Origin of the sequence: Vibrio sp. 10N.261.51.C6 (assembly GCF_041471785.1) — a bacterium.
Classification (GTDB): domain Bacteria; phylum Pseudomonadota; class Gammaproteobacteria; order Enterobacterales; family Vibrionaceae; genus Vibrio; species Vibrio crassostreae_C.
On the sequence record NZ_JBFRPB010000021.1, the window covers coordinates 1 to 14,385 of the forward strand.

Consider the following 14,385-nt stretch of genomic DNA (forward strand, 5'->3'; position numbering starts at 1 on the left):
ATCCGCTAAACACCTGCACCCTAGAAGGGATAAACAACAAGATAAAGCTAATCAAGCGAATGGGGTATGGGTATCGAGATACCGACTACTTCTTCTTGAAGATAAAAGCGGCTTTCCCCGGAAAGCCGCGATGAACCTAAAATAATCGGAACAACTAGCCAGCTTAGAAGAACGATAAACCTGATGTTCTATCGCTATTAACTATTAGAAGATCTATCGATCATTATCAGCATCGAACAATATCGTATAAGTAGAGTGACTGATCGCCCCCCTCCCCCTGAATGTTAAACGATGCAATAGAGTTGCTATATTTGATGGATCAAGGCCTTCAAACTAGAGTTTAGGCTGACCAAAAGATCAGGCAATATCCTGGTATTCGATCCTTCTGCCGCTAAACCCCACTATGCTACTCATTATAAAGTCACTGAGCACTCCAGCCAAGAATGCCATAAAGGTTGCCTTAGCATTTTGTTTAGCTATCTACCTTGCGTTGTATTTTAACCTTGAGAAGCCTTACTGGGCGGCTATCGTGGTCAATATATTGGCCATCACTGATACTATTACTGCTGGCAAGAAAAAAGGCATTCTCAGATTGTTGGGGACGCTTTGTGGCGCGTTTGTCGGGCTTTGGTTAATCGCTGTTTTTGGGCAAGATCGATATTATTTTTTAGCAAGCATCGCACTGTTACTCGCAATTTGTATATACATGGGTTCCGATCCGGTCATCGGCTATGCTTACATTACGGCATTTATTGTCTGCATCCTGCTGGCGATATCTGGCAGCTTTGATGGTGTAGCTACATTTAATATTGCGGTACTAAGGCTGCAAGAAACCCTGCTTGGCTTCGTGGTCTATACGACCATCTATAGCGTGGTTTGGCCTGAGGATGATGACACACGCTTTAACAACGAAGTCAGTGTTGTTTTAGAGGCGATGTCTCCCCTCATTCATTCACTCGCTTACAATGACTCAGCGCAGCGTTTCCAGTTACACACGAGCTGCGAGTTAAATATTGAAAGCCCGACCTTCAAAGCGCTGAACGATCTGATGCGCCTGCCCGATTTGCATGGCCGTATGCCTGCCAGAAAGCAGTGGAAGCATCAACAGCAAACTCAAGCAATCTGGGTTGCCAAACAGTTACTGCAAAACGCCCATGATCAAGGGGTTGATCACAATGATTTTTCGATACTTAACCAGGCTATGGCTTTTATTGAAGCATCATCGGTTAATGTCGATTACAAGCCCCCTTTTCCAGAGACAGTCAAACAATTCTACCAGGGTAACTTTAAGAAAAAGCGCTTATTTGCCCGATTACTTGACAACAGCCAGCAACGATTAAGCAATACGTTAGTCGGCACAATGAGCTTCATCTCAGCAATTCTAGTCTGGATATATCTACCAATATCATCGGGAAGTCTGTTCATCATTAACAGTGCCATTTGCGCCTTGATATTAAGCAACATGCCTAGGCAAATGATAAAGCACTGGACCATTGGCTACTTAGCCTTTGGGTCACTGTTCCTCATTCAGTATGTTCTGCTGTTACCTTCGATGACCGAAGTATGGCAATTAATGGCATTTTACTTTGTTAATGTCTTTATGGTGTATCGCCTGTTCGCTGGTAATCAGTGGATGGTCTATCGAGTTCTCGGGGGCAACCTATTAGTAATGATTACCATGAGCGCAACGCAACTTGTGCCTGTTTATGACGTCACTACCCCTTTGAACCTACTCATTTATATGATGGTTGCACTGGCTTTCATCCGCTTTTACACCCGCTTAATACACCGTAAAAGTTAACCACTATAACCTCACACAAAGACCACTAAGGCATAAAGTAATGAAAATGAGTAAATGCTCTGCGCTTGTCGTTATCGACCTGCAACAAGGTATCGTTGATCAATTACCGGAAACCGTATCCCGACCGATCATAGAGAACAGCCTTGCTCTCTGCGATGCATTTGATGATGCTGATTTACCCGTAATTATTGTTAATGTAGCCGGTCGTCCACAAGGCCGAACGGAACTGCAAAATAAAGCGGCTCAGCCTGACGCATCAAAGATCGTATGGGGAGAGGTCATCGAAAGCCTGCGCCTAAACCCTAATTATCGCTATCTAACCAAATATTCCTGGGGTGCATTTACCAACACAGATTTGCAGAAGCAGCTTTGTGAGCAAGGTATTACGGATATTTATCTGACCGGGGTAGCAACAAGTATTGGGGTCGAATCAACGGCTAGACAAGCATTTGAACTGGGTTATAACGTGGTGATTGTCGAAGATGCGATTGCAGATATGAACCCGATGAACCACCAGCACAGCTGCCAAAATATATTCCCAAAACTCAGTGTTTTAGCAAAAGCTCAAGACTTGCTATAACTGTCTCGTCCTAAAATACGTTGACCGTATTTTCATTAAACAATAAAAAGCCGACAGCGAATTAAGCTGTCGGCTGATGATCGTTCTATCTCAAGTACATTCTATCTCAAACAAGAGAAATAGGATTAAGCGTTAGCTTCACGCTCAGCAATGAACTCAAGAGCCATCTTGATGCGAGCGATTACGCGCTCTTTACCAACAAGCTCCATCACTGCATCAACAGAAGGAGACTGACCGCCGCCTGTTACTGCTACGCGAAGTGGCATACCGATTTTACCCATGCCGATCTCTAGCTCTTCACATACAGCTGCAATTACACCATCTTTGATGTTTGCAGTAGTGAAATCTTCAAGTGCTTCAACCTTAGCAAGAGCAAGCTCTAGTGGGCCTTTAGCAACACCACGTAGGTGCTTCTTCGCTGCACCAGCTTCAAACTCAGAGAAATCTTCGTAGAAGTAACGAGATTGCTCAGCAAGTTCGATAAGCGTGTTACAACGCTCGCCAACTAGCTTGATCACTTCAGTGATAGCTGGACCGTTTGTTGTATCGATCTTCTGTGCGTCTAGGTGCCATTGCAGGTATTTTGCAACGTACTCAGGCTCAGATGTCTTGATGTAGTGGTTGTTCAACCAAAGTAGCTTATCAGTGTTGAATGCAGAAGCAGACTTGCTGATAGCGTTCAGGCTGAAGAATTCAATCATCTCTTCTTGAGAGAAGATCTCTTGGTCACCGTGAGACCAGCCTAAACGAACTAGATAGTTGTTTAATGCATTTGGTAGGTAACCTTCATCGCGGTATTGCATTACAGAAACAGCACCGTGACGCTTAGAAAGTTTCGCACCGTCATCACCAAGAATCATTGCACAGTGAGCGAACGTTGGAACTGGCGCGCCCAGTGCTTCATAGATGTTGATTTGACGAGGTGTGTTGTTGATGTGGTCTTCACCACGAACAACGTGTGTGATACCCATGTCCCAGTCATCCACTACTACTACGAAGTTGTAAGTTGGTGCACCGTCTGTACGACGAATGATCAGGTCATCAAGTTGGCTGTTTGCGATTTCAATGCGACCACGGATTTGGTCATCAAATACTACGCTGCCTTCTTTAGGGTTACGGAAACGGATAACGCATGCATCACCTTCTTTTGCTGCTTCGTTTGCTGCAACAATTTTAGGGTGGTTAGCATCGTAGCGAGCCATTTCTTTGTTTTCTTCTTGCTCTGCACGAATTTCATCAAGCAGCTCTTTAGACGCGTAGCATTTGAATGCTTTGTCTTCAGCAAGTAGCTTATCAACCATTTCGTTGTAACGGTCAAAACGCTTAGATTGGTAGTAAGGACCTTCGTCCCATTCCATACCCATCCATTGCATGCCTTCTAGAATTGCATCAACCGCTTCTTGAGAGTTACGCTCAAGGTCTGTGTCTTCGATACGTAGAACGAATTCACCGCCTTGGTTTTTAGCGAATAGCCAAGAGTAAAGTGCAGTACGTGCACCACCAACGTGAAGATAGCCAGTTGGGCTAGGAGCAAAACGAGTTTTAACCGTCATTTAAATACCTTGATTATGTAGGTGATTCTTTTAGTGCTCGCCATTACAAGGCCTGCAATAGTCAAACATCACTAAATTTTGGGCGCTATTTTATCACCACCGCTTAAATCTACAATCAGTAGTGAATGATTAATGCGCTGTTGTTGTACGAAAGCCGTTATTGAAAGGCCAATTACGCCCTTAAAGTCGTAAATAGATAGTCTTAGCAAGTAGATTATAGCCGCACATTCTTTATTCCCCTCTCTCATTCCCAAATTGAATCCACTAGCTAATGCACCACTAAGATCAAATTCTTGAATTTATGTTTGACCTTACCCTTACGGGAAGGTTTATGTTAGGCGTAGATGAGAATTGGAGTATCGATATGAACCACTACACAACCGCGCTCAACGGCTTAAATTGCATGGGTTGTGCGAAGAAAGTCCGCACCCTGTTTGCTGATCTCGACAACACGACGATCAATGATATATCGCCGACCTACATCGATATTTCGACTCCATTTAATTACGTTCAACTCAACGAACAGTTGGCGACGCTTGGTTATAGCATGGGCAATAAACTGCACCTTTCGTTATCCGGTCTTAGCTGCGGCAAGTGTGTGAGCAAACTGACTAAAGCGCTTGAACAAACTGAGCAAGCCTTAAACCTAGAAGTCAGCAAACAGGAATTATCACTGGTTACTCTGCTTTCTGAGTCTGAGGTGATTAAGCTGGTCGAAAGCCTGGGTTACCACGCAGCTCCCTACTCAGAAACGAATGACCTTTCATCGAGTTCAGATTTAGAAGACGAACAAGCAGATAAAAAGAGTGAAGATAAAACCGCAGCTAGCCAATATACCTATCACCTTGTTCTTGAGGGGATGACTTGTGCGAGTTGTGTCTCTTCGGTAGAGAAAGCACTGAAAAAGAATGAGTTTGTCGACCAAGCTCAGATCAACCTTGCCGAACAAACTGCCTTGGTTTTCACCTCTCAAACAAGAGACATCATTGAAAACGCTCTAATAGAATCGGTGAAAGCTGCTGGTTATGGCGCTGAGTTTGTCGACGATGCAGCGACTCAACAGCAAAAACAACAAGAACAGCAACTTCGTACTCAACAAGCCTTCCTTAGAAACTCAGTAAGCGCGTTGGTAATCGGTGCGCCGCTGATGGCATGGGGTGTGTTCGGTGGCAGCATGACCATTGCCACATTTAACGATCAACTGGCTTGGGGCTTGGTTGGTGTCGTTTGTTTGATACTGCTTGCTACCTCAGGTCGTAGCTTCTTCACCAATGCTTGGCAGTCTCTCATGCATAAGCGCGCGACCATGGATACCTTAGTCGCTCTAGGTACAAGCGCAGCATGGTTCTACTCAATGTTGGTTGTGCTGATTCCATCATGGTTTCCAGAACCATCTCGCCACGTCTACTTTGAGGCGAGCGCGATGATCATTGGCCTTATTTCTTTGGGTCACTACATCGAGGCCAAAGCCAAAGCTCGCACTACAAAATCGCTACAGGCACTGATTAATTTACAGCCTCAAAAAGCGATGGTTATCGTCGATGGCAAAGAGCAAATCATTGCTGTAGAAGCTATCCAAGTGGGTATGCAGATACGTGTCAAACCCGGAGAAAAAGTACCGGTTGATGGTGTCGTAGTCTCAGGTGAATCTTATATCGATGAGTCGATGCTGACCGGTGAACCACTGCCCAACGTCAAAACAATAAATGATGGCGTTTCTGCGGGCACTATTAATGGGGATGGTAGTTTAATTATTGAAGCGACTGGGATTGGATCAAGCACCATGCTGGCTCGGATCATTCAAATGGTTCGCCAAGCACAAAGCAGTAAACCTGCAATTGCCAAGCTTGCCGACTCTATCTCTGCTGTTTTCGTTCCTGTTGTAGTCGCGATCGCTGCCATTGCCGCCTTAGTTTGGTTTTTTGTTGGCCCACAACCAAGTGCAAGTTATATGCTTGTGGTATCGACTACCGTGCTGATCATCGCTTGTCCGTGTGCCTTAGGCCTAGCGACTCCGCTTTCTATTACCGTCGGCGTAGGTAAAGCCGCTGAGCTTGGTGTTCTAATCAAAGACGCCGATGTGTTGCAATCAGCCAGCAAAATCGATGCTGTCGTGTTTGATAAAACAGGCACTCTAACCCAAGGCAAACCAAGCGTTCAGCAGGCGTTTTATCACAACCTATCAGAACAAGAACTGCTGGCTTACGCTTATTCAGTGGAAGTAGGATCTGAGCACCCACTCGCCAAAGCCGTTTGCCAATATGCAGAGAGCTTGGAAGTTTCAGTACTCCCACACAGCGAATTTGAAAACCAACGAGGGTTTGGGGTTCAAGCAACAATTAACGGCAAGAAAGTGCAAGTTGGCTCGCTTAAGTACCTCACCCAATTAGGTATCAATACAGAGGTTGGCGCGGATTTCATCGAGCTTTGCCGCTCGCAAGCGTGGACGCCTATTTTCATTGCGATTGACCAAAAACTGGAAGGCATATTGGGCATTTCAGACGCGTTAAAAATAGATAGCAAACAGGCGATAGCTCAACTAAAATCCGCCGGAATTCACACTGTGCTATTAACGGGCGACAACGACTCTGTAGCTCAAGCGATAGGTAAAAACGTCGGTATCGACGAAGTGATTTCAGAAGTGCTTCCAGAGCAGAAAGCTCAACACATTGTTCAGCTGCAACAGCAATATAAGAGTGTTGCCATGGTCGGAGACGGTATTAACGACGCGCCTGCACTTGCTCAAGCAGATATAGGCATAGCAATGGGTAGCGGCAGCGATGTCGCGATTGAAAGTGCGCAAATGACACTACTCAACTCGTCACCATTATCTGTCAGTAACGCGATTGAGCTTTCCCAAGCGACCGTGAGAAACATGAAGCAAAACCTGTTTGGTGCCTTTATCTATAATTCACTTGGTATTCCAATTGCGGCTGGTGTGCTCTACCCATTCTTTGGATTTTTACTTAGCCCTGTCGTTGCAGGCGCTGCGATGGCGATGTCATCAATCACCGTAGTCAGCAATGCCAACAGATTAAGACTGTTCAAACCCACTCATTCTAATATCAACAAAAACCATATTCATGAGGTTAACCATGATTCGTAAAATTATGACTCTTACTGCACTCGCTGCAATCTCAGGGCAAGCTTTAGCTACTGATGTTCTAAACCACAAATCTCCATACTGCGGCTGCTGCACAGAATGGACTGAACATATGCGAGATGCTGGGTTCGATGTTACTGAGAAGCTCCACGATGATATGAACCCAATCAAGCAGAAACTAGGGATAACACAAGAGCTAGCCTCTTGCCACACTGCAGAGATCGACGGATACGTATTTGAAGGACACATTCCAGCAGATGACATTAAAGCCTTTCTAGAAAACCCACCACGTAATGCGATTGGTTTAGCGGTTCCGGGTATGCCAATGGGTTCGCCAGGCATGGAATATGGCGATAAGAAAGACGAGTATTCTGTGTATGCGTTTAATGAAAAAGGTCAGGTGTTTGAATACCGTCACTACAACGGGAAATAGAACCTAAACAGACCAACACACAGCAATAAAAAGAAGTCATAAAAATAGAGCCTAGCATTCAGTAATCCCAAGACTGTGGTTTACTTGCTAGGCTCTTTGCTTTTGGACAGTAAAGCAAATCTTGTCGCGGCACCAACCGGGCTGTTAGTACCGCTATGTTCCCCTCGCTAATTAGCTAGCAAGCTATTTAGCAAAAAGCTATTTAGCGAAGAAGCTCACTCGGCTAATAATCTAATAGACTAAGCAACCAAGCGAATCAGCTTAGAAGCCGTAAGAAGCACCGAATACGAATGCGTTGTTCTGCTTAGAATCGCCGTTCGCGAAATCTACACCGTTAGCTTGGCTACGGAATTCAAAGTAAGGTTGAACACCTTGACGAGTCCATGTTGCACGTAACTCGTGGTCCATCGCTTCAGCATCAATCATGTATACGTTGTTGTAGCTAAGCGCTAGGTCAGCATTCACTGTGTAAGCAATGCGGTTATCCATGCGGTAGTCTGTGTCAGCATTAGCTGAAGTATCATCGATGTGTGCACGAGTACGGTTACTAATAGAGATGCCGTTGTCGAAGTTGTAACCGATCTTAACTAGTGGACGGAACTGAATGCTTTCGCCTGCAGAGAATAGGTGTTGGTAACCCGCAGCAACCCATAGGTTGTCAGTGATGTTGAAAGATTGCTCACCACCTACAGTGATGCCTGGAGTAGTATTACCTGCACCGCCATTTTCAGATTCAAGTTTGCCCAGTTGGATACCATCAAACTCAGAATAAACCGTGAAGCCGCCTAGAGAGTTGTCAAACGTGTGACCAGCTTCTAGCGTAGAAGTCATGTCAGAACCGTGGATACGGCCATCGTCATGAATTTGGATGTTACCCGTTACGTAAGAAGAACCAGCAAAAGCACTAGAAGCGAAAGCAAGAGAAAGAGCACTTAGAGCGATAATTTTTTTCATTGTAAACTGCCTTAGTTTAATTTTTTCAGCGGCACATCTTCGGTACATCATTCACCTTCACCGCTTGAGTAGTTGGTCGCCTCCCTGGCATGAAATCTATGTTGCTCGAATTAATTCGCGTTTAAAAATAAAAGGGGCAGCAGAGTGATCCCTCTCACTATCAAAAAAAGACAAGTTATTTAAAACTTTAAAATCAACAACTTAAAAACATAAAAATTGATAAAAAACTTAAGATGGAAAAATATACAGATCGGGATCACGTTATTTCACGAAGAAAAATTAGATCTAGATAGTTGAATCACATCTGATTTAGAGTTTTTTACAGGGGGCTTATTTTTTGAAGAGAATAATGAGAAGCGCGTCACTTTTGGGATTAAAGTCACCTTATGTGCATTGTTGATGATATTACCAAAGGCGATTTCTATATGTTTCAGTTTTTGATATGCACCTAATTCGCAGTAAACAAAAAGAGCTCCCGTTTTATCTTGAATAAGATAAAGGTCAGGAGCTCTTCTACTAATAGTGCTTATCGATTATTTAACTGAGGTCACTCGACTTACTTTCTCACCACTTTCTGAAATAGAGCGGATGTAAGTCTCACCAGAAACTGATGGACGTTGTTGCTCATCGTATGTTAGCCAGTTTTCGCCATCAGCAGAGTATTGCAGCTCTACACCTGGGAATTGAACGTTCATCGCTAGCTTACCGTCAACAACCTTCGCACCTGGAACTGGTAGTCGGTAATCAATACCCGCTTTTTCTAGCTTAGCTAGCTCACGTTGACCAAGAATATTCGCGAAGCGATTAAAGTCGCTGTTCAACGCTTGCTTATTCACTAAGTTAGTTTCTTGAGAGTATTCAACACCAACCTTGTAGTCGTTTTCCCAATCTGCTCGGTGCCATGCGCGCTCTGCTGCTGCCAATACACGAGGGAACACCATGTATTCATACTGCTCGTCAGTACGTACTGTTTCTGACCAAAGCTGTGCTGATAGACCGTAGAAAGGTTTCGCTTCGATTTCACCTTTACCAGTAAAACCATTGCCATCACGGTCTAATGATGTTTCTGCGTTTTGTGGCATGTTTTCTGGTGCGAAGCCAAACATCTTACGAGTATCGGTTGCACGTGTTGCCCAGTAGTAACCACGCTCAGCTGCATCAACTTCGTATGGCATATCCATGTATACGTAGTCTGGGTTAGAGACAATCACGTCATACCCTTTTGCTGACCAATCGTATACTGATGAAGTTCCGCCCCAGTAAAGAACGTCCCAGAAGTTCACGCGTGTACTTTCGGTCGCAAATGCTTCCTCGCCTTCGCTGTATTTCAGACCATCTTGCCATGCTTGGAAGTGGGGAATACCCTTCTCAGCAACAATCTTAGAAACCTGTTCTGCGAAGTGGCTTGGTAGATGACCGAAATCGCTTACAGTACCATCAGCGATCAATGACTGACATTGTGGTGATTGTTGGAACGGCTTATCTTGCTTAGACAAATCGATGTTGCCTTTCCAAGCCACTTTATCTTCTGCATTAATATCTTGTAAGCCTGCGCCTAACTTGATGTTTTTCGCTTCATCGCCGCCGAAGTGCCAAGTCGTTAGCGGTACGCCCGCTTCTTGGTGCATTGCTGCCACTTCAGAGATCACTTTATCAACAAAGTGAGTCGACGATTCCATACATGGGTTAATGAAGCTTTGCTTATCGTAGAACTGAACGGTCGTCACGTTCGATGTATCTTGTGGATCCATCAGACGGTATTCGTTCGCTTCCGCTTCTTTACCTTCCGCCATTAGGCGAGTGTAACGTGCTTCCATTGATACCACAGCTGAACGAGCGTGTGCTGGCATATCAATTTCAGGGATAACTTCGATGCTGCGCGCTTTAGCGTAGCTTAGGATCTCGACGTAATCCGCTTTACTAAAGAAACCAGAGCCAAAGTTGTCTGTTGTTGGACCAGAACCTAGCTGAGGCAGTAAGCAGCTTTGTTCATCCAAATCAAAACAACGATTAGACCCTACATCCGTTAGCTCTGGTAAACCTGGAATTTCTAAACGCCAACCTTCATCATCCGTTAGGTGAAGGTGCAGTTTATTCATCTTGTATGCCGCCATTTGATCTAGCGTTGCTAGGATGGCATCTTTTGAGTGGAAGTTTCGAGCAACGTCCACCATCACACCACGATAATCAAAGCGCGGCGCATCTTTAATTGACAGTTGTGGTAATGATTCAGCGTTCTGACTATCTATTAGGCCAAAAATAGACTGAACTGCGTAGAAAGCACCCGTTTTATCAAACGCTTTAATTGCAATCCCCTCTTCCGAGATGCTTAGTTCATAAGCGCCAGATTTCGCTAAATCACCCGTAAACTGAGTAGGAACAACAGCGACACTCACAGGTAGGTCGCCACTCACATCTACGTTTACCACATCTGCACGTTCTTCAATTGCTGCGAATTGCTCAGCGTCGAATGCGTCTTTAGGTAGGGCAATACCACCAGCAATACTCACCGAACCTTCACCCGCTTCTACCGACATTGGCGTTGGTAGTAGCGTTGTTGATACATCTTGAGTTGCGAGATCAGCATTCTTTTCAAAACGCGTCACCGCTGTCGCTATTACGTTATTGTCATCAGGTGTACGTTTAAGGTTGTTACCCTCTAGACCAGTTACGAATGACGCGACATCTTCCGTATTCAATGAAGCAATCATCTTTGGTTCTGCGTTTGGCGCCGTTACGAATGCACCTGGCATAAAGTCAGTTTCAAACAGTTGCCAGTATTCACTCGTTAACGGAAGAACCACTTCTTCACCAGCCGCAAAGCCGTCAAATTTTTCAGTAGGTTCTAGCTTGTGAAGGTCACCAGTAACGCGAGTGATCTTAAATTGCTCATTATCAACATCTAAAATAAGACGAATACTGTGGAAGTAGATGCTCCAATCTTTAGAGTCAATCGCTTCACCGTCATTGGTTAGCGTCATGTTCACTTTATTACATGACGCCCATTCAGCACCTAGGTCCTGACAAGCCAAGCCTTCATTCGCACCATGATTAGTTAGAATTTCGTACTGAACATCAAGATTATCAGCCAGTGCATTCACTACTTTTTGTTCTGGTGCTTGCGTTACTGCACAACCTGTTAGGCCAGCCAATACCGCTACAGATAGTAAGTTTCTCTTCAACATCGTATTCACCCATAAATTAAAAATTGAGTAAGAAGCAAAATGGAGCGCTTCGAAAGTTAGATAAACTATATGGGCTTATTTTTTACCGTGAATTAAATCGAGCTAATAAAGTGATCGGCTTCAAATCTCAAAAATTTTTATAAATTTAATTTAAATAAAATCATCAAGTTACAAGCAACGGCACTTCCGTCATTTTAATTTTGACGTAAAATTTGAGAAATGAATCACAATCTTTTTTACCGATTTCATAAAATCGTGTCATTGGTAGTCAGAAAGGATTTAGAGTTTCAGCGTATTATTATACTTTTCGTACAAACAACGTGACATTGTTCTCAAAAAAAACCGTTAAAAAACACCGTCAAAATCGATTTTAACGAGTTTAATACTTCCTTAAGGAGCTCCCTTTGCGTCCACTCTGGTACATGGTTTTATTCGTTCTCGCTTTTTCAGCTAGGCAAGCGGTCGCCGAGCCCCTTTATTGGCAAGCACAAAAGGATGATCTGACACTCACTATCTTAGGTTCCGTGCACGTTGGGGACGAGAGTATGTACCCACTTCCTTCAGCGATCACCGATGCGCTAAAAAACAGTGATGGGTTAGTTATCGAAACGGATATCAGAAAGTCTGATGGCGTTGTATATCCCCGCAACAAACTCACGACTGCCGATGTACTCAATACAGAACAGTTGCAATTATTAATCGACATCTCAAAATCATTGGATATGCCGACGCAACAACTGCTTAGCTCACCGCCTTGGGCGACATCTCTTTCCATACAGATGCAGCAGTTAAAAAATCTTGGTTATGGGTCCGCAGGAGGCGTTGATGCGACGCTAGCTTACAAAGCGACTATCCAAGATGTCCCGGTGATCAGTTTAGAGCCACTACAATTCCAAATAGACCTGATGACAAAACAAAAGGATGACGGTAAGGAATGGTTAGTCAGTAGCCTTGAGGAATTTGACCAAACTGATCATGTGGTTCATTGCCTAATTGAAAGCTGGAAAGCGGGTGATTTAGCGAAGCTGGAAGCCTTCGCAGAGCTGTCTGAGATGTCGCCTGAACTCGAGAAAGCATTCTTAACTGATCGCAATATCGACTGGGCAAACAAACTAGCAGCCAATGATTGGAAACTCGACTCAAAAGGGAACTACTTGATTGTGGTTGGTGCCTTACACCTAGTTGGAGAAGGCAACCTTTTACACTTGTTAAAAGAGAAAGGTTTTAATGTCACTCAACAATCACAAAGCCAACAGGCTCAGTGTCAATTTGAGATTAGTGACGACAGCTAGTTCAACTCGAAGCCATGACCTTCTCCTAATATAAGCATTACCTAATAACAGAATCATTACATTTAATAGCACCATTGGGGTGCTATTATCTTTCGCTCTTTCTACCTACGGCGTTGTTCGAATGAAACCAGTACTTTTTGCTTTCCCTTTAGCCCTCACGATGCTGATGCCCTCAATAGCCTCAGCCAAAGAAACGTGCACCATTGAACAGTTTCAGGCTATAGATATTCAACCTGATGCTAAAGGCGGTGTCTTAGATAAAGAAAGCGGGCAGTTTTTGATTACAGAGAAACCACCGATGCGCTGCGCCAATATTAAGTTCACAACATCGACAACACGAAACCGCATTGCAAGCCAAATGAATGGGAATTTTGAAGCGAGCTTTTACGATAACCAAACGGGTAACTCTCACTCGGTGACGTTTGATGAAAATGAGGTAAAGGCAGGTTACATTCGAATAGGCCCTAATAAACCAGCTGAAGCGTATGTTTGCTTTGTTACTTCAGAGACTCCAATCAAAAACATCACCTGTGATGTCAGGTAAACAGGTTTGGGGCTACTGGCTATTGGGTCAACCCTTGTCTCTATAAAGGGCATTTAGAACAACAAGAGATTCCCGACTCGCTCTAGGGAATGACGTACATACCGGAAAGCAAAAAAGCCGTAGCACCTTCTACTACAAAGAGTGCTACGGCTTTCTTTAATATGGCCGATGAAGAGCTTATTTTGAACATCAGGCGAACCCCATCTCGATTCAAATCCCATTTCCCATACTCTGAAACGACGAAAGCCTACTCAATGAGCAGGCTTTCTTAATGTGGCCGGTGAGAGGGATTCGATTGGACTGGCATTCCAGCCCCATCCTCATGTTCTAAACCAGATTAAAATACAAAAAAGCCGTAGCATCTCTGCTACGGCTTTCTTTAATGTGGTCGGTGAAGAGGGATTCGAACCCCCGACCCTCTGGTCCCAAACCAGATGCGCTACCAAGCTGCGCTATTCACCGAGATATCTAACTGGCTCATTGCCTGTCGATGGAGCGTATGATACGGGTTCTGAATTTATCCGCAAGGGCTTTTTCTTATATTTATTGCGATTTTGAATCGTTCGAACAAAAGACATACAACAACGAGCATGATGTGACGAAAAACACACAGTTACCAACAAGTATTTAACTTATGAAACAGGATTGATCCAGATCAGTGAATTGATAATGCTTGTTAATACACTAAGCCATGTCATATAACTTTGAGGTATACACATGGACTTTTGGCTAGATCTCCTATTTGGTAATGCGGTGGGACTATCTTCAATGATAGTAATCTTCGGGGCTCTGGGTCTCATGATGTTTTATGGAGGCTTCTTCATATACAAAGTTATGACTGAAAAATCTCCTCACTAGAATCGCTCTGCCTAAATCATTTACTTTTAAGTATTCTTTTACTTTATAAGTAAATGTCAAAACGCTTTGCACCGGAGCAGAC

At 44.0% G+C, this 14,385-nt stretch carries 11 protein-coding genes and 1 tRNA gene; 8 read left to right on the forward strand and 4 right to left on the reverse strand.

The window, feature by feature from the left end; all coding sequences use genetic code 11:
* The 3 genes from AB4375_RS06165 to AB4375_RS06175 all read left to right on the forward strand — a co-directional run.
* The coding region (locus tag AB4375_RS06165; protein ID WP_195765356.1) for a transposase at nt 1–134 on the forward strand (134 nt) is incomplete at its 5' end.
* A 269-nt stretch (nt 135–403) separates the two neighbouring features.
* Nucleotides 404–1,801, forward strand: a complete 1,398-nt coding sequence (locus AB4375_RS06170; RefSeq protein WP_017069019.1) for an FUSC family protein — start codon at nt 404–406, stop codon at nt 1,799–1,801.
* A gap of 46 nt (nt 1,802–1,847) precedes the next feature.
* On the forward strand, nt 1,848–2,381 hold the full coding sequence (locus tag AB4375_RS06175) for an isochorismatase family cysteine hydrolase (RefSeq protein ID WP_240698162.1): 534 nt from the start codon (nt 1,848–1,850) through the stop codon (nt 2,379–2,381).
* A gap of 125 nt (nt 2,382–2,506) precedes the next feature.
* On the opposite strand, the gene gltX is transcribed toward AB4375_RS06175, so the two are convergent.
* Complete coding sequence (gene gltX / locus AB4375_RS06180; protein WP_017069020.1) at nt 2,507–3,934, reverse strand: glutamate--tRNA ligase; 1,428 nt, start codon at nt 3,932–3,934, stop codon at nt 2,507–2,509.
* Between the two features lie 301 nt (nt 3,935–4,235).
* Here gltX and AB4375_RS06185 point away from each other — a divergent pair, with 301 nt between their 5' ends.
* Nucleotides 4,236–7,040, forward strand: coding sequence for a copper-translocating P-type ATPase (locus AB4375_RS06185; protein WP_372051202.1), 2,805 nt, complete (start codon nt 4,236–4,238; stop codon nt 7,038–7,040).
* Entirely contained in the window at nt 7,030–7,470 is a 441-nt protein-coding gene (locus AB4375_RS06190; protein ID WP_017064149.1) for a DUF411 domain-containing protein, read from the forward strand. The genes AB4375_RS06185 and AB4375_RS06190 overlap by 11 nt, the downstream gene beginning before the upstream one ends.
* 261 nt (nt 7,471–7,731) lie before the next feature.
* Here AB4375_RS06190 and AB4375_RS06195 read toward each other — a convergent pair whose 3' ends face one another.
* Together AB4375_RS06195 and AB4375_RS06200 are read right to left on the reverse strand one after the other, a co-directional pair.
* Nucleotides 7,732–8,424 carry an oligogalacturonate-specific porin KdgM family protein gene (locus AB4375_RS06195; RefSeq protein ID WP_017064150.1) on the reverse strand — a complete coding sequence of 231 codons (693 nt, stop codon included), beginning with the start codon at nt 8,422–8,424 and terminating at the stop codon, nt 7,732–7,734.
* 533 nt (nt 8,425–8,957) lie between these two features.
* Nucleotides 8,958–11,609: a beta-N-acetylhexosaminidase gene (locus AB4375_RS06200; protein ID WP_372051203.1), complete on the reverse strand. Its 2,652-nt coding sequence runs from the start codon at nt 11,607–11,609 to the stop codon at nt 8,958–8,960.
* Nucleotides 11,610–12,013: 404 nt separating this feature from the next.
* On the opposite strand from AB4375_RS06200, the gene AB4375_RS06205 reads away from it, so the two are divergent.
* Nucleotides 12,014–12,901 carry a TraB/GumN family protein gene (locus tag AB4375_RS06205; RefSeq protein ID WP_372051204.1) on the forward strand — a complete coding sequence of 296 codons (888 nt, stop codon included), beginning with the start codon at nt 12,014–12,016 and terminating at the stop codon, nt 12,899–12,901.
* A 121-nt stretch (nt 12,902–13,022) separates the two neighbouring features.
* Nucleotides 13,023–13,445, forward strand: coding sequence for a hypothetical protein (locus AB4375_RS06210; RefSeq protein WP_371714119.1), 423 nt, complete (start codon nt 13,023–13,025; stop codon nt 13,443–13,445).
* A gap of 385 nt (nt 13,446–13,830) precedes the next feature.
* On the opposite strand, the gene AB4375_RS06215 is transcribed toward AB4375_RS06210, so the two are convergent.
* Nucleotides 13,831–13,907 (reverse strand) — tRNA-Pro (locus AB4375_RS06215).
* 255 nt (nt 13,908–14,162) lie between these two features.
* Here AB4375_RS06215 and AB4375_RS06220 point away from each other — a divergent pair.
* Complete coding sequence (locus AB4375_RS06220; protein WP_017062321.1) at nt 14,163–14,303, forward strand: DUF3149 domain-containing protein; 141 nt, start codon at nt 14,163–14,165, stop codon at nt 14,301–14,303.
* Nucleotides 14,304–14,385: the final 82 nt, after the last annotated feature.